The following is a 25,599-nucleotide window of genomic DNA, read 5'->3' on the forward strand; positions in this document are numbered from 1 at the left end:
GTCTTTCATAGAAAGCTGTGCCTCTTATGAAATCCCTTCACTCAAATATTTTAAAGCTGATGGATAGTATTATCAATAAAATCGCTGACAACATTCACGATTTCTCTGTATCTGATCAAGCTTTTACTCGCTGTCGTAAGCTCAATTCCACTGATTTGATTAAGTTAATTCTTAACATGGGAGCTGGCAGCCTGAATTCGGAAATTTTTCATGCTTTTCCTGACATAAATTCTAGAATGACTGCTTCGGCTTTTGAACAACAAAAGGCTAAATTAAAGCCTGAATGCTTTAAAGAAATTATGGCTGAGCTTAGTCAGGCAAACAATGCACCGCAATTACTAGATGACAAATACTTAGTTGTAGCGATTGATGGTTCCGATTTTGATCAGCCTTTTAATCCAAAATCAAAGAATATTTTTCAAGGCAAAGATGGTAGAAAATATTGCCAGATACATGTAAACGCTTTTTATGATGTTTTGAATAAATTATATTTAGACATGGTTATCCAACCTAGACAAAAAATGGATGAACGTGAGGCAGCTTTAACCATGATAAAGAAATTAGCCCAGCAAGAAAAAGATTTTCTAGTCCTGATGGATCGTGGCTACATTAGCTTTAATTTAATTGAAAATTGCAATCGATTAAAACATTGCCACTATGTTATGCGATCAAAATCCGGAGATGGTGCTTTTAAAGAAATTGTAGCTATGTCGAATCATGAATACGATATTGACTTATCATGCAGAGTAACTTCGTCACATTATTATTATGTCACCCATAAAGATACAGAAAAGTTTCTTCACCTGATTCTTCACAAAAAGCATCACTATAAAGCTGTTCGTTCTAAAAATACCAGAGATCAACGCTGGGATTTTGAGGATATGTGTGATGTTAGATTTAGAGTTTGTAAGTTTAGAATCAATCCACCAGGTTCAGACGATGAGTGGGAAGTCCTCATCACCAATTTAGATCGAAATGAATATCCTCTAGCTAGAATGAAAGAGATCTATCATCTTCGCTGGGGAATAGAAACTTCTTTTAGGGAGCTTAAATATGACTTAAGCGGCATACAGTTTCATTCTAAAAAAGATCAATTTGTTTATATGGAAATATACGCCCATTTTGCAATGTATAATGCCGTGAGTTTATCAATAATTGCGAGCTCAAAACCGTATACTCAGGGAAAATATCAATATCAAATAGATTTTAAAATGGCCTGTTGTATCTGGCGACGATATTTTAGTATAAGTGATAATTCAGATAAAAACTTCACACAATTACTGCTAGATGTGGCATTTTATTTAACGCCCATTCGACCAGGAAGAAAAGATAAACGAAATCTAAAAGTTAAATTAGTAGTTGGCTTTCCTTATCGTCTAGCAGCTTGAACTAATTTAAACGGCTATCTTAAGATGGCTTATTTGTGCTATCAAAAAAAGACATTTATCAAATAAAATAATTCGATAAATGTCTCAAAAAGTGTCATCAGATTAGTCAATGTCTTAACTTAATGACATTGGCGAAAACTTAGCAGTCTTATTTTTTACTCAAACAACTTCTTATACTCGCCATAACCTGCTTCATCTAGCTTCTCATATGGAATAAAACGCAATGCTGCAGAATTAATGCAATAGCGCAAACCGCCACGATCCATAGGCCCATCAGTAAAAACATGACCCAAATGTGACTGCGCCTCTGGACTTACCACTTCGGTACGCTCCATGCCATGTGACTGATCGCGGTGATACTTCAGTTTCTCAATCGGCTTAGTAAAACTAGGCCAGCCGCATCCCGCATCATACTTATCCTGGCTAGAAAACAACGGCTCACCTGACACCACATCAACGTAAATGCCTTTTTCATAAAAATCGTCGTACTTACCAGTGAAAGGATACTCCGTTGCCGCATTCTGAGTGACCTCGTATTCTTCCTTAGTCAACTTCTTCAAAGCTTCTTTTTTCTTATTTTCGTCTAAAACCATCTTTTCACCTCATCAAAAAAGAGCGACAGAATCTATCTGCCGCCTCAATCTAGATATGTTCAGTCGTTTTTGGAAAGAAATTATCGATCTGTTTTTCATAGATGTCGAATTTATATTTCGTCACAAATTCATTCGTCGGATCGAATATTCTCACTTGCAACATTTCATTTTTACCATTCATGTGTACTTCTTTATTTGGCACTTTAAAAAATGACTCAAACGCTGCAATGATATTTTGATATGAACTATAAACGTGGACATTATGCTCTATTATTTCGCCATTACGAGAATATCTTCGTGCATCAATTACATATACGGTATTGTCATTCATAATTTCAATCTGCTCCTTTGATAGACTCTTCCCACTACTTATATTTTAATCCAAAATGGTCTAGAACATATTTCTTTTGCTTAAAAAAACAAAAAACGTCGGATGAAATTCATCCAACGTTCTCCAGTCAACTGCCCTAGACTGAAGTCTAGGGCTTAGTGGCTCGTTAGCTTGCGCTAACCAGAACACCAACTTGCTTAGATACGGACTTGACTTACCAGCAATAGTCTTTTGACTATTGCCGATAGAGGTCGTCTAATTACCAAAGCCTTTTAAGTCCGCAAGTTGCTAACGGACTGCAGCCTTTCTAGGCTGCTTTTTTTATTTTAGGATTTTGCCACTTGCTTAATCCTTTTTCTAAGATATTCACTGCCGCATTCCAATCACGAATATGGGGCATTCGACAAATTGGACAAGTCCACTCCCGATCCTTAAGGGTTAATTTCTTATAACCATTTTGGCCCATAATACTGCCACAAGCATGACAGCGTTGAGTAGTATATTTAGGATCAATTGTTAGAAATTCTTTACCATATAGATCTGCCTTATAAGCCAGCATATTCAGGAAACTACGCCAGCCGACATCAGAAATTGATTGCGACAAGGCATGATTCTTTAACAGGTTTCTGTTTCTTAATTCCTCGGCAACTACTAAATCGTGGTTTTTGATTAGTGCAGTTGAGAGTACTTGTAAAAAGTCATTACGCTGTCTTCTGATCTTATCGTGCAGTTTAGCGACTATTAGACGCTGTTTTTGATAGTTTTTTGCTAGCCACAAATTGCGTCCTTCTTTTTTTGCCCGGCGCTGCCTGCGAGACAAGACACGTTGGGCATGGGCCAGCTTCTTTTTGGTTTTGCGATAAAATCGTGGATTAGCGACCATTGCTCCGTTAGATGCTGTTAGGAAGTTATCTAAATTGAGGTCAATGCCAATTTGACTTTGTGTTTTAGGTAATTCCTTAACAAAAGCAGTATCGCTGCCTAATTGCATAGACAGGTAGAACTGGTCATCAGCGGTCTTTTTTATCGTGACTGTGCCAATTCTAGTTGGTATCTGCTTAAGCAAGCGCTCTTTAATCAGTTTTCTAAAACCAGCAATGCGGACAATTCCCAGCTTAGGCAATTTAATATGTTTAGCATCAATAAATCTAGCTGTCCCGTTATCAAGATAGGCTTCTGACTGCTTAGGATATTGACAGTTGGTCTGATATGACCAGTCGCTGCGTTTTTTGTGAAAAGTCGGAATTCCATGACCAATCTTGCGATAGTTGTTCCAAGCTTTCTGATAGTTTTGAATCGCATTGGCAAGAGCGAGACTATCAATTTCTTTAACACGTAAAAAGCTATAAGCATCACGAATATTCTTAGGCTTAGCCAATAATTCATTATTGATGACTACTGTTTCTGCCAGTTGGACTTCATAGCTATTAAGAGCAGAAAAAGCAAAGGGCATTGCTCGATTTTGCCTATTAGCTAAATAACGTTTAGCATGGTAGCTAGTCCGATTGCGTCCTACATAAGAGTTGTAGACAAAGCGCTGCGCATCATAGTTTAGTTTAATGATTTTCTTTTGCTTAGAACTAGGATAAAAGCGAAGCTTAACGCCAAAATGATAGGTTAAACTGCTCATTCTTTTCATGTATTTCACCTCCTTGTATTATTGTAATTTGATTATAGCCTATGTATATCTTATAATCAACAGTAAATAGATACATAGTAGACGAAAGGATATTAGACTATGAATAATAAGAGAGACAAAATAAAAGACGCAGGCTATGAAAAACACTACGTCTATAATGCACACTATCATCTAATTTGGTGTACTAAATACCGCAATCAAATCTTTACTAACCAAGACCTTGCACAAGAGATGCGAGGTCTGCTCAAGCAAATAGCTGAAGATAATCAAATCAAAATTGAAAAAATGGAGGTAATGCCTGAACATATTCATTTGCTTATCAGCTTTAGACCATCAAAATCAGGTTCAAGCGTAGTCAAAGCACTCAAAGGAAGAAGTGCTTTTTTATTCTTCAAGAATCATCCCGAAATTAAGCAAAACAAGATGTGGGGCGGACATTTATGGTCACCCAGCTATTACTTTGGTAGCGTAGGGAATATGTCTAAAGAAGTAGTAGAAAAGTACATTAATGACCAGATCTACAATGCCGTTAGAGACGGCAAGCCCTATCCATCCCCGCATTAAAATACGGGGATTTTCGGGCGTTTTTCATTAAAATACTGAAGTTAAGACTGCACCAGCGACGATTAATACCAAACCGATTGCAGTGTAAATGTAGCCCTTCTTGGTCTTTTGTTCGTGTAAGAATACGATACCACCAAGAGTTGAAATAACTACGCAAAGTTGTGACATAACGAAGGCCAAGTTAACACCGTTCATTTGAACTGAAATGATGTATGAAAGTGCGGCGATCGCAAAAATCACACCAGCCGGAATAACTTGATAGCTCTCCTTTTCCTTCAAAACCTTAAGTTGCTTAGTGGCAACAAGGTAAATAAAGGTGGCGATCATCATCCCGATTGTTTGACCCAAGAAAATCATGACGCCATCGCCCTTCAAAGCCTTAGGAATTGAGCTTGAAGTGATGTAACCCAAAGTGGTCAAAGCCAAGATGATCATTGTACTGGTTTGGTTTTGCTTGTTACCTTCGGCAGTACCCTTATCAGTCAAAGAGGTAAAGGCAACACCGACAACCAAAGCAAGAATGCCAAGGAAACCAAACAACTTAGCTTGTGTACTTGCCCATTCGCCAAAGATTAAAACCCCAACAAGTGGCACACCGATCAATTGTAAACCGGTTGAGAGTGGCATGGTTTCAGAAACACCGATCTTTGAGTAACTGTAGTATTGACCACACTGACCAACTACCCATGCAGCACCTGCAACCATAGCCAATAAAAATGAAGTCATATTAAATGCTGGACGCTTGATTAAAGTAACGACTACGCCGAACAAAAATGCACCTAATACTGAACCTACGATTTGGTGGTAAATATTACTCTTTTTAACCCCGGCAACGAATAGAGGCATAAGTCCCCATCCGATTGCAGGAATAAATAGAAATAAATAATTCATCAACAATTTCTCCCCTATTTTCTGTAAAAAAGTTACAAAAAGCATTCTATCAATGAAATCGCTTACGTTGCAAACAAAAAATAAGGAAAATTAAAAATGCTTTCATAGGCATAAGAAAAAGGATCAAACGATCCTGAAAAATGAACTGAGACCTAAAAATTAGACAGTTTAAAATACAGGATTAATAGAGGCTTGATTCCGATATTCTTTCGGAGTTAAGCCTTTTAATCTGCTCTTTATCCTTTCTTCGTTATAGTATTCGATATATTCTTCGATTGCTTGAGCTAATTCTTGAAGACTATGGTACTTGTATTCTTGATCATAGAACATCTCTGTTTTGAGCAAGCCAAAGAAGTTTTCCATTAGCCCATCATCCATGGAATTACCTTTTCTAGACATGCTTTGAGTAATACCATGAAGCTTTAAAGCACGCTGATATCTTGGACTTTGGTATTGACAGCCCTGATCAGTATGAAAGATGCAATTATTAAGAGCCGTTTCCTTGGCAAAAGCCCTATCAAGCATTGTCATTACTAACTCCATGTCTGGATGTTTGAAAATAGTGTAAGAGACTATATCGCCTCCACAACCATCCAAAATAGGTGATAGATAAAGCTTTTCACCATTGAGGTGAAATTCAGTAATGTCAGTGTACCATTTCATGTTGGGCATTGGTGCAAAGAAATCACGACGAATTAAATTAGGGGCTATCTTGCCAATAGTTCCCTTGTAGCTTGAATACTTACGCTTGTTGCGTCTGATACCCTTAAGACCCAATTTATGCATCCAGTAACGGACTGTTTTCTCAGTAATATTCCAGCCTTCTTTTATTAACTGGAGTGCCACTCGACGATAGCCATAGCGTCCTTTGTGACGATTAAATATTTCCTTGATCCTTGCAATAAGTTTGGAACGCTTGGGCTTCTTAGGCTTTCGTTTAATTATTTTATAGTAAGAACTTCTGGCAATCGTAGGCAGCTCTGGATGCTCTGAAATTGCATCTAAGACATAGTTCAAGCTAACCTTAAATTCATGCCTTAGATCAGTAATTGCCTTAGCTATTTCTTTCGATCTTTGTCTTGATCCAAGGCCTTCAGTTTTTTTACGTATTCGTTCACAATACGCAATCGCAAGTTTTCTTCTTTCAGCTTTTGGATCTCTTTCTCCAATTCCTTGCGTGATTTTTGAGTCTCTTTGATCACGGGCAGGGCGTCCTTTTTGTTTGATAATGACATTATACCCGTTTTCCTTATATTCTCTAAGCCAAATACTAAGTGTGCCAATACTCTTAAGCCCCAGTTCTAGTGATACTTGTACATATGACTTGGTACTGAAAACAGCTTGCTCAATTGCTTGTTCTTTAAATTCCTTAGAATAAACCTGATAAGGCCTATCTAAAACATTGATTCCATACATATCAATTAATCTAAGCATGTAATCCAAATTAGCTACATTCGTTTTATATGTTTTAGACAACTGACTTATTGAAATCTTTTCATCTTCCCATTTACGATAAATTTCTATTTTCTGTTCTTTATTAAATTTAGACATAGTAAAGACCTAAAAGTGTCTCACTTTTAGGTCTCACTTCAAAATGAATTGTTCGATCCTTTTTTCTCTATTTAATTATTTTTCTTTTTGCGGTCCACGCCAACAAATGAAGCCAAACCAGCAAATGTGAGAGCGATTAAGCCAAATGCGGCAGCATCTGATTACTTCTCGCCAGTTTGTGGCAAAGTGTTTACTTTGGTGCCATTCACAGTATCGCCATTAGCACCGACAGTTGTGTTGTCAACCAAACCTGCTGGCTTTCCACTAGTTTGATCGATTACTTCTGACTTTGCTTGGCTTGTTTAGTTTGCTTAGTCTTATTGGACTTGGTTGGGCTCTTCTTAGTAGACTTCTTTGAAGGATTCTTCACTTTGAGTAGTGTAATTGTTAGTAGTAACTTGCTTATTCTGCTCATGTACATCACTTGCACTAGTATCATTAGAACTTGCATCCCCAACACTGGTTGATTGAATTTCTTTGGCAGTCTCATCTTTATTTAATTGAACATTTTCTTCTTTCTGTTCACTTTCCTGTCCAGTGGTATCTGCTTGAACTGTTTGACCGGCTCCGAATAAGAACGTAGTGTCTAGCAATACACTAGCAGCACAGATAGTTAACTTACGAATAGGATAACGTTGTCTTTTATTTGCTGTACCAAATATTAATTTTTTAGAATTTTTATTCATGACCAGTACTCCTTTTAAATACTCTGATATTTTCTTCCGTCTTCAAAACAACGTAGATAAGCAAAAAGGAACTAGTCTTCTCAACTAATTCCTTTTACTTTATCTTCCCATTTCCTACTTTAAAGCATCAGTCGCAAATGATCTATTCTCAAGTGCAGTAAGAAGTGCATCCGCAGTATCAAGTGCAGTAAGAAGTGGTACATTTTGCTGAATAGCCATCTGTCTGATAATAAAGCCATCAGAGTTCTTCTCAATATCATGACCCATCGTGTTGATTACCAAGTCGATCTTATCATCCCTCAATTCATTCAAGATGTTATCATCCGCATTTTCATCTTCATGAACCTTAGTTACCAAGTCAACGTGTAAGTCATGCTTCTTCAAGAAGTCTGCCGTACCCTTCGTCGCAAAGATTCGGTAACCGATTCTGGCGAATCTCTTCGCAATTGGCAAGATCTTTTCCTTATCTCTATCTTCGATTGTGAGCAAGACGTTACCATTTTCTGGCAATTGCATCTTAGCTCCGGCAAAGGCTTTGTACAATGCCTTGGCAAAGGTATGGTCACTACCCATTACTTCACCAGTTGATTTCATTTCTGGTCCTAAGTATGAGTCAACATCAGCTAACTTACTGAAACTGAAGACTGGTGCCTTAACTGAAATCATGTCAGGTTCTGGTGCCAAACCGTCGCTGTAGCCTTGTTCAGCCAAACTTTCACCCATAATTACGCGTGTAGCCACTTGAGCCATTTCGATACCCGTAATCTTGCTCAAGAATGGGACAGTTCTACTTGCACGTGGGTTTACTTCGATGACATAAACTTCACCGTCACGCACGATGAACTGAATATTCATGATGCCGACACAGTGCAAGGTCAAAGCTAACTTTCTCGTGACGTCGGTAATCTTTTCCTTAACTTCTTCAGTAAAGGTTTGTGGTGGGTAAACAGCCATTGAGTCACCTGAGTGAACCCCAGCGTGTTCGATGTGTTCCATAATACCAGGTAAAAGAACATCCTTGCCGTCACAGATCGCATCGACATCACATTCACGACCATCCAAGTAATCATCAACCAAGATTGGGTGATCTGCCGCAATATCAACGTGGTCTTGCAAGTATTCTTCCAATTCGTCCTTGTTGTAGACAATTTCCATTGCCTTACCACCCAAGACGTAACTTGGACGAACCAAGACTGGGTAACCTAATTTATCTGCTGCTTCAAGCACGCCTTCGTGAGTCGTTGCAGTTAAGCCCTTTGGTTGGTTAAGTTGCAAATTCTTGATAATTTCATCAAAGAGTTCACGGTCTTCTGCACGGTTAACATCCTTAACCTTAGTACCCAAAATCTTTACACCGTGCTTTTCAAGACCAGCTGCCAAGTTAATTGAAGTTTGGCCACCGAATTGGACAATTGCACCTACTGGCTTTTCCAAATCGCAGACGTTTAAAACATCTTCAAGGGTCAATGGTTCAAAGTAAAGCTTATCAGAAACTGAGAAGTCAGTTGAAACAGTTTCTGGGTTTGAGTTAATGACGATTGCTTCATACCCCATCTTTTGCAATGCCTTAACACAGTGCACAGTTGCGTAGTCGAATTCGACACCTTGACCAATTCTGATTGGGCCTGAACCAATTACAACCACTGATTTCTTACCTGACTTATGTGATTCGTTTTCTGTATCATAAGTTGAGTAGAAGTATGGCGTCTTTGATTCAAATTCGGCTGCACAGGTATCAACCATCTTGTAAACTGGTATGATGCCGTTGGCTTTTCTAAAGTTTCTTACTTCATCTTCGCTTTCACACCATAAATGAGCAATTGTTGGATCGCTGAAGCCATATTTCTTAGCAAGGCGCAATGTGTCGATATCGTACTTGTTTTCTTCAAGTGTCTTTTCCATTTCGACCATGTGCTTGACGATATCCAAGAAGTAGAAGTTGATCTTAGTTAATTCATGCACATCTTCTAAGCTGTATCCACGTCTGAATGCTTCTGCTAAGTAGAATAAGCGATCGTCTTGCGCCTTAACTAATTTTTGTTCAAGCTTATCATCGCTAGCTTCATGAGCTTCTTCAGAATAAAGATCCCTTTCATCAATTTCAAGTGATCTGACAGCCTTTTGCATCGCTTCTTCTGCAGTTCTACCGATCGCCATAACCTCACCGGTAGCCTTCATTTGCGTACCTAAAACTCTGTCCGCCTTAGGGAACTTATCGAATGGCCAGCGTGGGATCTTGCAGACAACGTAGTCAAGAGCTGGTTCAAATTCGGCATAAGTCGTACCAGTTACTGGGTTCTTGATTTCATCCAAAGTCATGCCCACCGCAATCTTAGCGGCCATCTTGGCAATTGGATAACCAGTAGCCTTTGAAGCCAAGGCACTTGATCTAGAAACTCTTGGGTTAACTTCGATAACGTCGTAGTTAAAGCTGTTTGGATCAAGGGCAAGCTGTACGTTACATCCCCCTTCGATCTTAAGTGCTCTAATCAAACGTAGTGAACAGTCACGCAGTATTTGGTATTCCTTGTCTGACAAGGTTTGACTTGGTGAGAAAACGATTGAGTCACCGGTGTGGATACCAACTGGATCGAAGTTTTCCATACAGCAGACGATCATCGCATTATCGTCGTGGTCGCGCATTACTTCGAATTCGATTTCCTTGTAACCAGCAATGGATTTTTCAATCAAACATTCAGTTACGGGTGAAAGTTCCAAACCATTTTTGGCAATTTCAGCTAATTCTTCACGGTTGTGGCAGATACCACCACCGGTACCACCCATTGTGAAGGCAGGACGTACGATGATTGGATAGCCGATTTCATCACCAAATGCCAAAGCATCTTCAACTGTATTAACCGTCTTGGATGGTGGCACAGGTTCGCCCAACTTTTTACATAATTCCTTGAACTTTTCACGATCTTCAGCTTGTTCGATTGAATCAAGCTTAGTACCCAAAAGTTCAATGTGCAGTTCATCCAAGATACCAGTCTTTGCAAGAGCCAAAGCCATGTTCAAACCTACTTGGCCACCCAAGGTTGGCAAGATGGCATCTGGATATTCTTGACGAATGATTCTTGAAATTGATTCAACGGTCAAAGGTTCAATGTAGACCTTGTCAGCGATTGTCGTATCGGTCATGATGGTTGCTGGGTTGGAGTTAACCAACACAACTTCGTAACCTTCTTCGCGAAGAGCTAAACAAGCCTGAGTACCAGAATAGTCAAATTCTGCAGCCTGACCAATAATAATTGGACCAGAACCAATCACCATAATCTTATGAATATCTTTTCTCTTAGGCATGACGCTCTTCTTCCTTTCTTTGATCAATCATTGACATAAAGTCATCAAATAGTGAAACCTCATCGTGTGGTCCTGGAGTTGCATCTGGGTGGAACTGGACTGAGAAGGCTGGGTACTTCTTATGACGCAATCCTTCAACAGTGCCATCGTTTACTTCAACGTGGGTAATCATCAAGTTATCTTTATCAACTGAATCTGTATCTACAGCGTAGCCGTGGTTTTGTGAAGTAAAACCGATGTTGCCAGTAGCAATTTCACGGACTGGGTGGTTAAAACCACGGTGACCGAACTTCATCTTGTAGGTCTTAGCACCGTTGGCTAAAGCAAAGACTTGGTGTCCCATACAAATACCCATCAATGGTACATGCTTTTCAACTTCACGAACCATGTCTGTAGCACCATTTGCGGCCATTTCTTCTGGGTCACCAGGGCCGTTTGAAAGAAGGACACCATCTGGATGAAGGTTTAACACTTCTTCAGCGGTTGCGGTATATTGCAAAACAATACAGTTGCAGTCACGCTCGGCGAGTTCACGCAAGATACTGTGCTTGATCCCGAAGTCGATAACCACAATATTGCGCTTTGAACCGGGAACTGGGTATGGACTCTTAGTTGAGACGCGGCTGATCACGCCTTGAGTTACATTTTCAGTTTGTAAAATCTTGGCAATCTTGTCTGCATCTTCCTTTGAATCTGCGATCTTACCTCTTAAAGTACCGTGGACACGAAGCTTTTTAACTAAGGCACGGGTATCAATTCCTTGAATGCCTGGGATATCCAAATGCTCTAAGAACTTAGGCAAAGTCGTTTGCATTCTCCAGTTGTCCGGATGGCGGGCAACCTGGTGGCAAATCACGCCCTTGATCTTTGGTTCAAGTGATTCATAGTCAGCTAAAGTAATCCCGTAGTTACCAATCAATGGGTTAGTGAAAACCAAGATTTGATCTGCGTAACTTTGATCAGTGATTGCTTCTTGATAACCGGTCATCCCTGTTGTAAAAACAACTTCACCGGTTGTTTCGCGATCGGCGCCGAAGCCTTCACCGGCATAGATACTGCCGTCTTCTAAAATTAAATAGCGCATTGACATTTACTCTGCTCCCTCCTGGTAGACAACTTTACCGTCAACCATTGTCATCACTGTTGAACCATAAACCTTGTGGCCGGTAAATGGTGTATTGACACCCTTAGACTTAAAGTCCGCTTCCTTGATTTCTTTTTCATGCTCAAGATCAAAGATAGCAATATCAGCAGGCCTTCCCGGTTCGAGCACACCGGCGTTTTTAAGGCCGAAGGTCTTAGCTGGCTTATCGCTGAGCCATGATAATAATTGTTCAAGCGTAAAGACTTTTTCGTTTTTTACAAACTTGGTGTACAAGGTACTAAAAGCTGTTTCGCTGCCTGTGATTCCAAATGCGGCACCTTTCATCCCGCCTTGCTTTTCTTTCTTAGCGTGAGGCGCATGGTCAGTGGCAATCAAATCAATTGTGCTATCAAGTAACCCAACTAACAAAGCTGCTTGATCTTCCTTATTTCTCAAAGGTGGATTCATCTTGTAGTAGCCGTTGTCCTTTGGAATATCATCATCAGTTAACAAAATGTGGTGCGGTGCGACTTCACAAGTGACGTTGATGCCGCGGGCCTTTGCCATACGGACCAGTTCAACGCTCGTTTTAGTTGAAACGTGGCAGATGTGGTAGTGCACGCCAGTCTTTTGCGCTAAGAGCAAGTCACGCGCAATCTGCGTAGTCTCCGCAAGCTCAGTAACAGGTGGCAAGTTCAACCTTTCTGCGGTTTTTCCGGCGTTGACGATGCCGTGATCAAACAATGAATCATCTTGAGCATGAGTTGCGACAATCAAGTTGTTTTCCTTAGCTTTTTGCATAGCCAGGTACATAGTTTGGGCGGTTTGCACGCCGTGGCCGTCATTACTTAAGGCAAAAGCACCAGCTTTTTTCAAAGCGGCATAATCAGGAATGACATCAGTTGTTTCATCATTAGTGATTGGACCGTATTGGAAGATGTGAACGATGCCCTTCTTATTGTTTTCTTCAACCATCTTTTCCATTAATTCTGGTGTGTTAGGTACAGGAGTGACATTTGGCATGGCACCGACTGTGGTAAAACCACCGCGGGCTGCAGCTTCGCTACCTGTTCTAATATCTTCCTTATAAGTTTGACCAGGATCGCGGTAGTGAACGTGGACATCAACTAAGCCGGGGCTGACTAACTTGCCTTTAGCATCAATTACTTTGTCACCTGTTAAATCAGTACCGATTGCTTTAATTTTTTGACCGTCAATTAAAACATCTGCTTTAACTAAGCAACCATTTTGATAAGCGGTACCGTTCTTAATTACTGTTGTCATTATTCGAGACCTCCGAGCTTTCTTCCGCGTAATACCGCTTCAATCATGGCCATTCTCATGAAGACGCCGTTTTGCATTTGACGAACAAACATACACTTGTCGCTTTCGACCAAGTCACCGCTAAGTTCAACGTCGTGGTTAATTGGACCTGGGTGCATGATGATTGTATCTGGCTTTAATTCATTGTAACGTTTGTGGTTGATGCCATATTTTTCATGGTATGCTTTTGCATCAAATTTCTTTTCATTAGTATCACCTGCATGACGTTCATGTTGTACTCTAAGCAGCATCATGACATCCATGTCAGGGATCAACTTGTCTAATTCTTCATACTTACCGTATTTATCAAATTCCTTTGAATACCAGTAGCTTGGACCTGAGAAGTAGACTTCTGCGCCTAATCTGGTAAGCAGTTCCATGTCACTTTTTGCGACTCTTGAGTTAGTGATGTCGCCGACGATGGCTACTTTTAAGCCTTTGAAGTGGCCGAAGTGTTCGTGGATGGTCATCATGTCGAGCATACATTGACTAGGGTGTTGACCACTACCATCACCTGCGTTGATCACACCGATGTTTAAGTGTTGGTGATCTTTTAAGTTGATCAAATCGTTGTAGTACTCATTTTGTGAGTGGCGGATCACTTCAAGATCGACACCTAAGGCATTCATGATGAGTGAAGTGTCGTATAAAGTTTCACCTTTATTAACTGATGAGTGAGCTGGATCAAATGGGACGACTGTTAAGCCCAACTTTCTTTCAGCCATTTCAAAACTCGTATGTGTTCTACTTGAGTCTTCAAAGAACATGTTGGTCACGTATACCGGCTTGGTTAAGCGAGGCGTTGCACCGCCTTTTTTGAAGTATTCTGCTCGCTTGATCAAAGCTTCTACTTCATCAACATGCAAATTTTCAACACTAACAAAATGTGGTAAACTGACAAGATTTAAATTTTTCATTTTCGATTCTTTCTATCAAAAAAGCCTGAAGCATTTAATTGCTCCAGGCTTTTTCTTCGCATTTTTGTATGCGAAAAACTAAGCAACCCTTCTGGCCCTCTCTGGAGTCAATTAAATGGTTGAATTATTTACTTTTTCTATTTTTTATTTTGGCAAAGTCTTCAGTTCAACTGAATCCTTGCCGTCCTTTTCAACTACATTAACAGCGACTTGTTCGTCGGCAGAAGTTGGAATGTTTTTACCAACAAAGTCTGCACGGATTGGCAATTCACGGTGACCACGGTCAACCAAAACTGCCACTCTGATCGAACTTGGTCGACCAACGTGCATCAAGGCATCCATCGCAGCTCTAATTGTTCGACCGGTGTAGATAACATCGTCGATCAAGACAACGTGCTTGTCATCGATGGCGACACCAACTTGATCAGAGTTAACAACTGGATCTTGCTTCAAGGATGCATCATGACGGTCATCACGGTAAAGGGTGATGTTAAGTTCACCGACCGGAACATCAACGCCTTCAAGTTTTTGAATTCTGTCATGGATGCGGTTAGCCAGGTAAACACCACGTGTCTTGATCCCAACTAATACTAGATCATCGGTACCCTTATTTTGTTCGATGATTTCGTAAGTAATACGCGTTAGCGCACGCTTCATTGCAAGCGCATCCTGAATTTCTTTTGCCAATTTAACAGCCTCCTAATTTTTGCCCATGAAAAAAGCTCCCAGTCTTCTCTGAGACTAGGAGCTTTCTGTAAAGTCGAAACTTAATTTAAGCCTGCCTTGCTAGCCTCACGGGACTAATTTTAAAGGACATTCATTGCTTTAAAGTTACTGTAAATGACAGCGTTTGTCAAGGAATTAATTGAATTTAATTTGACCGACTAAATCGTTGATATCGTCAACGCCTAATTTTTTAAGTTCAACTGGCAAACTATCTGCAATATGCTTGGAGGCGATGCTGTCGTGGAAATGAGCAGTCCCTACGGCAACAGCACTGGCACCGGCAAGCATGAATTTGACGACGTCTTCGGCTGAACTAATGCCGCCCATACCGATGATTGGTAAGTTCACGCTTTGGTGAACTTGGGCAATCATGCGCAGAGCAACTGGTTTAACAGCTTCACCGGAGAGACCACCCACGTTGTGGCCAAGCACTGGCTTTCTCGTTTTCACATCAATGTCCATACCAAGCAAAGTGTTGATCATGGAAAGACCATCAGCACCGCCCTTTTCGGCAGCTTTGGCGATAGTAACTACATCAGTGACGTTTGGTGTTAGCTTAACGTAGATTGGAACGTTGACCACGTTTTTGATTTTCTGGGTTAACTCTTCAACGACGTCGGGATGCACACCAAAGCTCATACCACCGCGATCAACGTTAGGACAAGAAACGTTGATTTCGAGTGCATTAACTAAAGCTGAGTCAGACAACTTCTTAGCGACTTCAACGTAGTCGTCTTCGCTATCGCCACCCACACTAGCCATAATTGGCAGGTCTGGATATTGTTTTCTAAGTGGAACAAGTTTCTCACTAATTACTGCGTCAACACCTGGGTTAGTTAAACCAACTGAGTTCAAAACGCCGTCGTCTAAAACAGCGATCTGTGGTTGCGGATTACCGGTTGTCGCATGTGGCGTCGTGGTCTTGATCACCATCGCACCCAAGTCGTTTAAATCGAACTTCTTAGCTGCTGGCACATCACCAAAGCCAAAGGTACCACTTGCTGGCATCACTGGGTTCTTTAAATCTAATCCTGGTAAACTTACGCGTGTATTTGTCATAATTTTCCTCCAAAAATGAATGCTCACGGACATTCGCTTATTTTTTAGAACAGATTGTACACGCCTTTTTCATTTTTTCAAAGTCCAAAATTTTATTTGTATTTTATTTTCGATGGTGTTAAACTTCGTTTTGATCAAACTTTAAACGGTACAGAGAGACCGCAAGTTCAAAATATTGACTTAAATTATCTGGGGAAAGTCTATACCTGGTGTCTCTCTGCGCCATGTATAGACTTTTTTTGTGGAGGTAAAATGACTAGACCTGTTATCGTTGCCCTCGATTTGGACAATGAAGAAAAATTACACGAAATTTTGTCAAAACTAGGCAAACCGGAAAACGTCTTTATCAAAGTTGGCATGGAGCTTTTCTATAATGCTGGTATTGACGTAGTCAGAGAATTAGCCGACCAAGGCTACAAGATCTTCTTGGACCTTAAGATGCATGATATTCCTAACACTGTTTACAACGGTGCTAAGGCTTTAGCAAAACTTGGCATCACCTTTACTACGGTGCACGCACTTGGCGGCAGTCAAATGATCAAGGCCGCTAAAGACGGTTTAATCGCTGGCACACCCGCTGGCAAGAGCGTACCTAAGCTTTTGGCTGTCACTGAATTGACTTCAATTTCAGACGATGTTTTAGCCCACGAACAAAACTGTTCTTTACCAATGGACAAACAAGTACTCAGCCTGGCCAAGATGGCAAAAGCTGCTGGTGCAGACGGCGTTATCTGCTCACCACTTGAAGTAAAAGAATTACACGAAGCAATCGGCGACGACTTTTTATATGTCACTCCAGGAATTCGTCCAGCTGGCAACGCCAAAGATGACCAATCAAGAGTTGCAACACCAGCCGATGCTAAGGCATGGGGTTCAAGTGCCATCGTTGTTGGCCGTCCTATCACTTTAGCCAGTGATCCAGAAGCTGCTTATGAAGCAATCAAGAAGGAGTTCAACTAAAATGCATAAAGATCAAATTATTTCTCAACTTATCCAAGAAAAAATCATCACTATCTCACCTGACAAGCCATTTACTTATGCTAGTGGGATGCTTTCACCAATCTACACTGACTTGCGTTTGACTGTATCTTACCCAGAATTGCGCGATATGATTGCCAGTGATTTGGCTAATTTGATTGCAAAAGAATTTCCAGAAGCTACAATCATCGGCGGTGTTGCCACAGCCGGCATCCCTCACGCAGCTTGGGTTGCTGACAAGCTTCATTTGCCAATGATCTACGTTCGTCCAAAACCAAAGGATCATGGCAAGGGTCGTCAAATCGAAGGTTGCTTTTCAAAAGACGACAAGATTGTTTTAATTGACGACTTAATCACTACTGGTGGCTCAGTTTTGAACGCTGTTAAGGCAACTGAAAAAGACGGTGGCAACGTAATCGGCGTATCTTCAATCTTCACCTACTACTTGCCAGACGCCAAGGAAAACTTTGCTAAGAGCGGCGTTAAGTATGCTCCACTTCTTTCCTACCCAGAACTTCTTAAGAAGGAAAACGAATCAGGCCACATCTCAAGTGAACAATACGATGTCTTGAAGACCTGGCACGAGGATCCATGGGCATGGGGCAAGAAATTTGAAAAGTAATAAATAATTAGATACTAAAATACCGACACTTATCTAAATGATAAGATGCCGGTGTTTTTTAATTTAAATATTTCTGTAAGTTAGGATCAATCTTAGTATCTTCAGACTTTTTATTTCTTAACTCGATGCCCTGAATTCCATTTTTATAGGTCCATTCTTTTACTTCTTTCATGTCATTAGAAAGATAGTAATCAGAAATTTTTCTTAGAAAAGTTGGATATTTATCTTCGGGCACGGCAATCAGACCGGCACCATTTTCAATCATTAATTTATTTGCGGCCAAAATAGCTGATCGTTTATTTCGATCCCAAAATATTTGCTGTCTCATGTTATGGAACATTAAAGTTAATGCCTTATCTGTTGCAGAGCGATCGCTGTTAATTAAGTCATTTAGATATTTTTCTTCTTCATCTTCACTAATATTTTCTGGTGGAACAAAATCCCCTTTATAGCTAGCTACCAAACCACTACCCGTTCTTAATTCTCCAGGAAATACTGCATCGTCTCTAGCAACAATTAGATTTATATTTTTTTCGATTCGTAGAGAAAGTGGCTTGGTTTCGTTAATAATATATTGCCAGCCTCTTTTTAATTGAACGATTGTATTTATATCATCAACTGGTACTCCATCTACTCCTAATCCAGAAACTATTATCTCTGTCTGAGGTAATGTAGTAGAAAGTCCTTCAAATCTAGTATTTGCGAAAACTAAACGTGCTAAATTTGATTTAGCATACCTTTTATTTTGCTCTGTTATTAGATGATATTTATCTTTGAACTCCATTTCATCATCTCCTTACAAAACATAGTACCATAATCGACTTTGTGTTAAATTGCCAATATTTTGAAACAACGATGTACTAAAGATCTGGCACGAGGATCCATGGGCATGGGGCAAGAAGTTTGAAAAGTAATAAATAATTAGATACTAAAATACCGACACTTACCTAATGATAAGATGTCGGTATTTTTTTAATTTAAGTTAAGCAAACGATTGGCATTTTCCTCTAAAACAGCACGTCTTTGGCCAAACATCATCCAGATCGTAAAAGCCAAAGGCACTGCTACCATTAATATTTCTGAAATATAATCGGTAGTCCAGCCGCTAAATTGCCAACCAGCTGAATTCCAACCTGACTGAAGATCAGCTAGATAATCCATTAAGAAGTGAAAGATCATTGGTAGCCATAATTTACCAGTGTAAAGATAGAGAACAGCCCATAAGAAGCCACTACCCATTACACCAATAACTTGCGCAACTGTTGCAGACAAGGTTTCACCGTTCCAGCCAACGTTACCAGCATGGGACAAGCCAAAAAGAATACCAGACGCATAAACTGCGATTGGCACACGCCACTTAGGGAAACGATTAAAGCCGGCAATAAAGATCAGAACCATCAAATAGCGTTCTGTTTCTTCCAAAATCCCTGGCTCAATGGCGGACGTCAGATTTGGAATAGTCAGATATTTTGCGTAAATATTAATCGAGTAGCCAAAGAAGACTGTCCAAAGATTTTTGTCATAATCACTGAAAGCATTGTAAAACAGATCAATCGTAGCAAAAACTACGACAATGACGAAAACCCACATTTGAAAATTGCGACTTTTGACAAATTTTAAGTTTGGATTGAAACGATAGCCCCAGGCATAGCCTAAAAAGCAGGCTAAAATTAATAAAGCCAACGCTGCAATTACGCCTTGCCAGGTAATGGAATGCATAATCCGCAAGTTTTTGCTTACCAATAATGATTGATCAGGCCCATATTGCTGATCAAGCAAATAAACAGCAATTAATCGAAGATACCATTTCTTTAGATCACCGGCATAAAGAACTGCTAGTGGTAATAACAAAACCAGATAGGCAGCCCAGAGCAAAAGGACCCATAGTATCTCCAGTTGTTTGTAATTAAGTAATAAATAATTACCCATTGCTAACCAGACATCAATGAAATAACCGCTAAACAGCCAGAGATTTATCCAGCGAGTAATCTCATGATTAAGCTTGCTAGGATTTTTACACTTAAATTGAACGTAAAAATTTAAACCAATGACTAAGCATAAGAATACTAACTGAAAAATATTACCTGCAGCGTGTCCTCGCTTAGGAATCATTTCTAAAATTATTACGATTAGTGCAAAAATCATTTGCACGTTAAAGATTTGTTGCCAGCGTTTGCGCGGCAAAATCACCTCATTCATATTTTCCCCTCCAATTTATGATTTTTAATTATATTATTTTTTTATTGCCAAGAACAATGTCGTATGATTTAATTTTAATATACATATAGGGAGTAACCGACAAATAATTGTATTTACGGCGTCATATCACGAAAGCAATTTCCGCTGTAAATTTAAATGGTGAGACTATGCATAAACTTTTTTAAGTTTGGGCATGGTCTCTTTTTTTGTCTAGACACGCCCAATTCTGGAGGATTATATGAAACAGTATTATTTACAGACCAAGGACGAGGTTTTAAAAGAGTTTAAAACCGGCAGCGATGGTTTATCGACTAAGCAGGCTGAAGAAAACTTAGCCAAATACGGTAAAAACGCCTTAGTTGAAGGCAAAAAGAAAACGGCCTTTCAAGTTTTCTTAGAGCAGTTTAAAGATTTGATGGTCATCATCTTGATCATCGCCGCAGTTATTTCTGCCTTTACTGGTGATTTAGAAAGTACGCTGGTTATCATTGCCGTACTGATCTTAAACGCAATTTTAGGAACGGTGCAGCACGTTAAAGCAGAAAAATCGCTTGAATCGCTCAAGTCGCTGTCCTCACCTAGTGCCAAAGTTCTGCGCAATGGTGAAAAGATCGAAATCGATTCAAAAGACGTTGTACCTGGCGACATCATGCTTTTGGAAGCCGGCGACATGGTTACTGCCGATGGACGAATTTTGGATAACTATTCTCTGCAAGTTAACGAAAGTTCTTTAACCGGTGAATCAACCAATATCGATAAGGCCGACGTTGACTTCGATCATGAAATCCCATTGGGTGACCGTCTCAACATGGTTTACTCAAGTTCACTAGTTACTTACGGCCGCGCTAATGTGTTAGTTACCGGCACGGGGATGAACACCGAGATCGGTAAGATCGCTTCCTTGATGAATGAAACTAAGGAACGTCGTACCCCACTTCAAGTCTCACTTGATAAGTTCTCATCCAAACTGGCCACGGCAATTTTGATCATTTGTGCCATCGTACTTGGCTTGCAAATCTGGCGCGGTCAACCGATTATGGATGCACTTCTTTTTGCAGTTGCCTTAGCTGTAGCCGCAATTCCTGAAGCCTTGAGTTCAATCGTAACCATCGTGCAAGCTATGGGTACACAAAAGATGGCCAAAGAAAATGCCATTATCAAGAACTTGGCTGCCGTTGAATCTTTAGGTTCCGTTTCCGTTATTTGTTCCGATAAAACCGGTACTTTAACCCAAAACAAGATGACCGTTGAAGACATCTACATTGGTGGCGAAGTCTTAAAGCCTGATCAACTAGACTTAGGCAATCAATTACACCGCTACCTTTTATACGACGCAGTATTAAACAACGACTCAAGCTTAAAAGACGGCAAGAGCATCGGTGACCCAACTGAATCAGCCTTACTTGAAATGTACCGCAAGGTGCCAGGCATTGACCTTGGCAATAACCAACTTGGTTTATCCGAAAATGACTTGCGTGGTCTTTTAACTCGTCAACAAGAAGTGCCATTTGACTCTGACCGTAAGTTGATGAGTACCAAGCACTTGATTCACACTGTACCTACTATCTTCGTTAAGGGTGCCATTGACGTCCTGCTCGACCGCTGTGACAACATCCGCATCGGCGATGAAGTCCGTCCAATGACCGACGAAGACAGGAAGAAAATTTTAGCGCAAAACGAACACTTCTCAGAAAATGGTTTACGTGTTTTAACTTTTGCTTATAAGGAAAAAGACGGAGACTTATCACCTGAAACTGAACATGGCTTTACTTTCATCGGTTTGGTTTCCGAAATGGACCCACCTCGTGAAGAAAGTATTGAAGCTGTTGCTCGTGCTAAAAAAGCCGATATCCGTACTGTCATGATCACTGGTGACCACAAGGTTACTGCCGTTGCCATTGCCAAAAAGATCGGTATCTTTAGCGATGGCGACATTGCCGTTACTGGTCTCGAACTTGATAAGATGAGCGACGAAGAACTTGAACAAAAGATTGAAAAGATCGCCGTTTATGCCCGTGTATCGCCAGAAAACAAGATCCGCATCGTTAACGCATGGCAAAAGAAGGACAAGATTGTTTCTATGACTGGTGATGGTGTCAACGACGCCCCTGCCTTGAAGAAAGCCGACATTGGTGTTGCTATGGGAATCACCGGTACCGAAGTATCAAAAGATGCAGCCAGCATGATCTTGGCCGACGACAACTTTGCTACAATAATCAAGGCTGTTGCCAATGGTCGGACCGTTTTTGAAAATATTAAGAACGCAATTATGTATCTTCTTTCAGGTAACTTATCTGCTATCATCACTGTACTTTTTGCCTCAATTGGTGGCTTTTCAGTGCCATTTATCGCAGTTCAGCTTTTGTTCATCAACTTGGTAACCGACTCCCTTCCAGCTTTGGCAATCGGAGTGGAACCTGGTGCACCAGACATTCTTGATAGAAAGCCACGTGATCCTAAGGTTGGTATTCTTGATAAAAACTTGGTAACAAGAGTTACCCTTCAAGGGGCAATCATTTCAGTTGGCGTAATTGCAGCCTTCATGATTGGTCGTCAAACTAGTACAGCTGTCGCATGTACCATGGCCTTCTCAACTTTGACTTTTGCTCGTTTGCTTCATGGTTTCAACTGCCGTTCACAGCACAGCATTTTCAAAATTGGCTTTAAGAATAACTGGTACAGCTTAGCTACCTTTGCAGTTGGTACATTATTGCTTGCATTGATTTTATTCGTACCAGGCCTTCACAGCTTGTTTGCCGTAACTCCATTGACTAACACTCAACTTCTTTGGATTATCGGGTTAGCATTAATGCCTACTATCATCATTCAAATTGTTAAGGTAGTTCAAGAAAATAGATAATTTTTATTCAATATTACATGCAAACAGCCCTGAACAAGGGCTGTTTGCATGTGATAAGATAAAGTTGTACTAAACTTCAGTGATAAGATAAAGTTGTACTAAACTTCAGTAATAAGGAAATAATTATGATAAAAACTGCAAAACAAATTTTAAGAAAACCGTTTTCCAGTGACATGTCTTATCACCTGTACCGGGCGATTCTTGTAGGCATCATCACCGGTCTAATCGTAAGCGTCTTTCGCTGGGTCATTGACCATACGATGCAGATCCTCAACTTCATTTACCCGAAGATGGCGGCACAACCAATGTGGCTTGTGCCCTATGTTATCTTGATGATCGTTATCTGCCTTGTACTAGGTCACATCACTAAACCATATTTGAATCAATTAGTCGGTTCTGGTGTACCGCAAATTGAAGCTGTTTTCTTAGGTGAAAACAAGATGCCATGGTGGTCAATCTTATGGCGTAAATTTGTTGGTGGTCTGCTGGCAATCTGCCCTGGCCTAATGCTGGGACGTGAAGGTCCATGTATTGAAATGGGTGCCATGGTTGGACAAGGGTTAGCCGAAAGCATCTTTGAATCAGACAAAGATCAAATTAAGGAACTGCAAGAATGTGGTGTTGCGGCAGGACTTGCGGCTGCCTTTAGTGCACCAATTGCCGGCGCAATGTTCTTAGTTGAAGAAATCTCCTTCAGCTTTAAACCCAAAAAGGTGGTCTCAATTTTAGCCGCCAGCGTCTCAGCTGACTTCATGACTATTCTGTTCTTCGGTAACAAGCCATGTTTATACTTGCCAGTTCGCGGCTACTTCCCAATCAATGCCTACTGGACTTTGCCAATTATCGGTATTGTATTAGGACTCTTAGCTTACTGCTACCAATATACATTGCTTACATCTTCAGTAAACTTAAGAAGATTCCTGCTTACTACCACAGCATTATTCCTTTGATCTCGATTATTCCAGTTGGTCTTTGGAATTCTCACCTGCTCGGTGGTTCACACGTTTTGATCACTGATTTGTCCAACCATAAGCTCGACACACAATTACTGCTTGGACCATGGAGTTTGGTAATTATCCCTATCATTCTCTTCATCATTCGTTTTGTCTTCTCAATGCTGTCTTATGGTTCATCAGTGCCTGGCGGTATCTTCATGCCGATCCTGGTTTTAGGTACGATCTTAGGCATGATCTGTGCCAACGTCATGATTAAATTAGGCATCATTCCGTCAATGTACTTCGTTCACATCTTGGTTATTTCAATGGCCGCTTACTTTGGCGCGATCGAAAAAGCACCTTTTACTGCGATCATGTTGTTAACCGAAATGGTCGGTACTGTCCAACAAGTCTTGCCATTAATCATCGTTACCTTTATTTCTTACTACGTACTCGACTTGCTTGGCGGCAAGCCAATTTACGAGGCCTTACGCTTGCAAATGGGTTACAAATAGTTAGATAATGCAAAAAATTAAATAGAAAGCCGATGTATCAATGAACGCTTGGAACGATACTAAAGCCATCAACTTTAAGCAAGTTACTGATTATCACCAAGCCAACATCATTGTGAACGCTGGTAACTACAGCAACACTGGTTGGGCTGGTATCACACAACTGCCTGCTGTACCACGTGGCTACCTCTACGGTTCAAGGTTCAACCATTTCACTTAACAACTTCTTCTTGGATCAAGTAAATCCAGAAATTGCATTGTCTGTGCTGAACACGAATTGGGTCACGCTATTGGTTTGGAGCACAACGACAGTTAACCATCAGTTATGAATTCTGCATTACTGATCAACGTGCTTACACCATCCAACGATGTGATATCGATGCTGTTAAAGCTCTTTATAACGAAAAGTAAAAAAGCCGCATAATTGTTACTTCTTGAAGCAATTATGGGCTTTTTATTTTCTACATATTTAATTCGTAAGCCAAGCGGTCTGGATCAACCTCATCATCGACTTGGATAATACCACGATATTCAAAACCGTTGCCGGTTGCCAGCTTTTGCATTGGCTTATTCAAACGATGGGTATCAACACGAAAGTTTCTGATACCGGTCGCATATTCCAAACTGATGATATCTGACATGAAGATCCTACTTAAGCCTTGACCTTGATAATTTGAACTCAAGCAAATGCGGTGAATCGTTGTATAAGGATCATCGTTGTCGCTCCAGCTGCCACCTTCAATTTTCAGATAATGGGGATCTACACCAGTAATTGCGGCAGTGTAGCCAGCCACCTTATCGCCAACTACTAAGACATATCCATCACCATTCTTAATATCATCTAAAATTGATTCTTCATTTGGATAGCCATTTTGCCATTGCATGCTGCCTGACTTTTTCAAAAATACCTTGGCATCCCCAATAATAGCCATAATCTCAGCCAAGTCATCTTTAGTTGCTAATCTTGTGTACTTCTGCATTCTGATCCCTTTCCCACAAATAAAAACGAATTTGCCACAATGGCAAATTCGTATTTTTTATGGATTTATTTTTTTATATAAGGCTTAATGATGTCAAGCAGTTCTTTCAAAGCTACCCAATCTGACATCTCTTGCACTGAGAAAGGCTTGCCAGGTTCTGCAGGTGTACCATTGTCCAAGAACAAGTAAGCATATCCTTTAAAGATATCGATGTTTACGCCGAAACTATTTGCACTTGTGTTAGTTTGACGCAACATTAATGCTGGATAACCTAACTTATCCTTTAAGTGGTGATATACACTCCAATTTTCTGATTCTTTGACGCCCTGTTCAATCTGTTGAACAATTTCTTTATCTTCCATCGTTCTCTTCCTTTTCTTTCTACGCCAAAAATATATATTTACTACTGTATTAATGATACCATTCTTATCAACTCATAACCGACTTTAGGGGGTACT

Annotated in this window: 23 protein-coding genes and 1 pseudogene; 8 read left to right on the forward strand and 16 right to left on the reverse strand. The window is 40.3% G+C overall.

From position 1 onward, the window contains the following. Window positions 1-26 precede the first annotated feature (26 nt). Window positions 27-1,388 carry an IS4 family transposase gene (locus LA20531_RS02085; RefSeq protein ID WP_099202230.1) on the forward strand — a complete coding sequence of 454 codons (1,362 nt, stop codon included), beginning with the start codon at window positions 27-29 and terminating at the stop codon, window positions 1,386-1,388. Between the two features lie 155 nt (window positions 1,389-1,543). Here the strand turns inward: LA20531_RS02085 and msrB are convergent, their stop codons facing one another. From msrB to LA20531_RS02100, 3 genes are all read right to left on the reverse strand, one after another. After that, window positions 1,544-1,981 (reverse strand): peptide-methionine (R)-S-oxide reductase MsrB, encoded by a 438-nt coding sequence (gene msrB / locus LA20531_RS02090; RefSeq protein WP_056940762.1) that lies wholly within the window; start codon window positions 1,979-1,981, stop codon window positions 1,544-1,546. 49 nt (window positions 1,982-2,030) lie between these two features. Beyond that, window positions 2,031-2,312 (reverse strand): hypothetical protein, encoded by a 282-nt coding sequence (locus LA20531_RS02095; protein WP_056940761.1) that lies wholly within the window; start codon window positions 2,310-2,312, stop codon window positions 2,031-2,033. A gap of 307 nt (window positions 2,313-2,619) precedes the next feature. Further along, the gene (locus LA20531_RS02100; protein ID WP_099202226.1) at window positions 2,620-3,951 is read right to left on the reverse strand and encodes an RNA-guided endonuclease InsQ/TnpB family protein; all 1,332 of its coding nucleotides are present in this window, start codon (window positions 3,949-3,951) and stop codon (window positions 2,620-2,622) included. Between the two features lie 99 nt (window positions 3,952-4,050). Between LA20531_RS02100 and tnpA the strand changes: the two genes are divergently transcribed. After that, window positions 4,051-4,515: an IS200/IS605 family transposase gene (gene tnpA / locus LA20531_RS02105; RefSeq protein ID WP_099202232.1), complete on the forward strand. Its 465-nt coding sequence runs from the start codon at window positions 4,051-4,053 to the stop codon at window positions 4,513-4,515. A gap of 27 nt (window positions 4,516-4,542) precedes the next feature. On the opposite strand, the gene LA20531_RS02115 is transcribed toward tnpA, so the two are convergent. Both LA20531_RS02115 and LA20531_RS02120 read right to left on the reverse strand, forming a co-directional pair. Beyond that, a complete protein-coding gene (locus tag LA20531_RS02115; protein WP_013438292.1) occupies window positions 4,543-5,406 on the reverse strand; it encodes a GRP family sugar transporter in 864 nt (287 codons plus the stop codon). Window positions 5,407-5,574: 168 nt separating this feature from the next. Then, window positions 5,575-6,957, reverse strand: a complete 1,383-nt coding sequence (locus tag LA20531_RS02120; RefSeq protein ID WP_099202234.1) for an IS3 family transposase — start codon at window positions 6,955-6,957, stop codon at window positions 5,575-5,577. Between the two features lie 87 nt (window positions 6,958-7,044). Between LA20531_RS02120 and LA20531_RS11210 the strand changes: the two genes are divergently transcribed. Continuing rightward, window positions 7,045-7,230, forward strand: coding sequence for a hypothetical protein (locus LA20531_RS11210; RefSeq protein ID WP_168170599.1), 186 nt, complete (start codon window positions 7,045-7,047; stop codon window positions 7,228-7,230). A gap of 68 nt (window positions 7,231-7,298) precedes the next feature. On the opposite strand, the gene LA20531_RS11490 is transcribed toward LA20531_RS11210, so the two are convergent. The 7 genes from LA20531_RS11490 to LA20531_RS02155 all read right to left on the reverse strand — a co-directional run bounded on the left by LA20531_RS11490 (window position 7,299) and on the right by LA20531_RS02155 (window position 16,055). Beyond that, window positions 7,299-7,643 carry a YSIRK-type signal peptide-containing protein gene (locus tag LA20531_RS11490; protein WP_082589038.1) on the reverse strand — a complete coding sequence of 115 codons (345 nt, stop codon included), beginning with the start codon at window positions 7,641-7,643 and terminating at the stop codon, window positions 7,299-7,301. 114 nt (window positions 7,644-7,757) lie between these two features. Continuing rightward, window positions 7,758-10,946, reverse strand: coding sequence for a carbamoyl-phosphate synthase large subunit (carB, locus tag LA20531_RS02130; RefSeq protein WP_056940428.1), 3,189 nt, complete (start codon window positions 10,944-10,946; stop codon window positions 7,758-7,760). Beyond that, entirely contained in the window at window positions 10,939-12,030 is a 1,092-nt protein-coding gene (carA, locus tag LA20531_RS02135) for a glutamine-hydrolyzing carbamoyl-phosphate synthase small subunit (protein ID WP_099202362.1), read from the reverse strand. The genes carB and carA overlap by 8 nt, the downstream gene beginning before the upstream one ends. A gap of 6 nt (window positions 12,031-12,036) precedes the next feature. Beyond that, window positions 12,037-13,314, reverse strand: a complete 1,278-nt coding sequence (locus LA20531_RS02140; RefSeq protein ID WP_056940426.1) for a dihydroorotase — start codon at window positions 13,312-13,314, stop codon at window positions 12,037-12,039. After that, window positions 13,314-14,270, reverse strand: a complete 957-nt coding sequence (locus LA20531_RS02145) for an aspartate carbamoyltransferase catalytic subunit (RefSeq protein ID WP_056940425.1) — start codon at window positions 14,268-14,270, stop codon at window positions 13,314-13,316. The genes LA20531_RS02140 and LA20531_RS02145 overlap by 1 nt, the downstream gene beginning before the upstream one ends. A gap of 144 nt (window positions 14,271-14,414) precedes the next feature. After that, complete coding sequence (gene pyrR / locus LA20531_RS02150) at window positions 14,415-14,957, reverse strand: bifunctional pyr operon transcriptional regulator/uracil phosphoribosyltransferase PyrR (protein ID WP_056940424.1); 543 nt, start codon at window positions 14,955-14,957, stop codon at window positions 14,415-14,417. 174 nt (window positions 14,958-15,131) lie between these two features. Next, entirely contained in the window at window positions 15,132-16,055 is a 924-nt protein-coding gene (locus LA20531_RS02155; protein WP_056940423.1) for a dihydroorotate dehydrogenase, read from the reverse strand. A 252-nt stretch (window positions 16,056-16,307) separates the two neighbouring features. On the opposite strand from LA20531_RS02155, the gene pyrF reads away from it, so the two are divergent. Both pyrF and pyrE read left to right on the forward strand, forming a co-directional pair. Then, the gene (gene pyrF / locus LA20531_RS02160; protein ID WP_056940422.1) at window positions 16,308-17,015 is read left to right on the forward strand and encodes an orotidine-5'-phosphate decarboxylase; all 708 of its coding nucleotides are present in this window, start codon (window positions 16,308-16,310) and stop codon (window positions 17,013-17,015) included. 1 nt (window position 17,016) lies between these two features. Further along, on the forward strand, window positions 17,017-17,655 hold the full coding sequence (gene pyrE / locus LA20531_RS02165) for an orotate phosphoribosyltransferase (RefSeq protein ID WP_013642214.1): 639 nt from the start codon (window positions 17,017-17,019) through the stop codon (window positions 17,653-17,655). A 58-nt stretch (window positions 17,656-17,713) separates the two neighbouring features. Here the strand turns inward: pyrE and LA20531_RS02170 are convergent, their stop codons facing one another. Next, window positions 17,714-18,439: a Fic family protein gene (locus LA20531_RS02170; RefSeq protein ID WP_056940421.1), complete on the reverse strand. Its 726-nt coding sequence runs from the start codon at window positions 18,437-18,439 to the stop codon at window positions 17,714-17,716. 188 nt (window positions 18,440-18,627) lie between these two features. Beyond that, the gene (locus LA20531_RS02175; RefSeq protein WP_056940420.1) at window positions 18,628-19,854 is read right to left on the reverse strand and encodes a CPBP family intramembrane glutamic endopeptidase; all 1,227 of its coding nucleotides are present in this window, start codon (window positions 19,852-19,854) and stop codon (window positions 18,628-18,630) included. A gap of 238 nt (window positions 19,855-20,092) precedes the next feature. On the opposite strand from LA20531_RS02175, the gene LA20531_RS02180 reads away from it, so the two are divergent. The 3 genes and pseudogenes from LA20531_RS02180 to LA20531_RS11495 all read left to right on the forward strand — a co-directional run bounded on the left by LA20531_RS02180 (window position 20,093) and on the right by LA20531_RS11495 (window position 24,381). Then, window positions 20,093-22,714, forward strand: a complete 2,622-nt coding sequence (locus LA20531_RS02180; protein WP_056940419.1) for a cation-translocating P-type ATPase — start codon at window positions 20,093-20,095, stop codon at window positions 22,712-22,714. Between the two features lie 125 nt (window positions 22,715-22,839). Next, a pseudogene (locus LA20531_RS02185) lies at window positions 22,840-24,164 on the forward strand (ClC family H(+)/Cl(-) exchange transporter). Between the two features lie 40 nt (window positions 24,165-24,204). Next, window positions 24,205-24,381: a hypothetical protein gene (locus LA20531_RS11495; protein WP_224430214.1), complete on the forward strand. Its 177-nt coding sequence runs from the start codon at window positions 24,205-24,207 to the stop codon at window positions 24,379-24,381. Window positions 24,382-24,622: 241 nt separating this feature from the next. Here LA20531_RS11495 and LA20531_RS02195 read toward each other — a convergent pair whose 3' ends face one another. Further along, the gene (locus LA20531_RS02195) at window positions 24,623-25,141 is read right to left on the reverse strand and encodes a GNAT family N-acetyltransferase (RefSeq protein WP_056940418.1); all 519 of its coding nucleotides are present in this window, start codon (window positions 25,139-25,141) and stop codon (window positions 24,623-24,625) included. A gap of 65 nt (window positions 25,142-25,206) precedes the next feature. Next, the gene (locus LA20531_RS02200) at window positions 25,207-25,503 is read right to left on the reverse strand and encodes a hypothetical protein (RefSeq protein ID WP_014565994.1); all 297 of its coding nucleotides are present in this window, start codon (window positions 25,501-25,503) and stop codon (window positions 25,207-25,209) included. Window positions 25,504-25,599 lie beyond the last annotated feature (96 nt).

It is taken from the genome of Lactobacillus amylovorus DSM 20531 (assembly GCF_002706375.1).
Taxonomy (GTDB): Bacteria; Bacillota; Bacilli; order Lactobacillales; family Lactobacillaceae; genus Lactobacillus; species Lactobacillus amylovorus.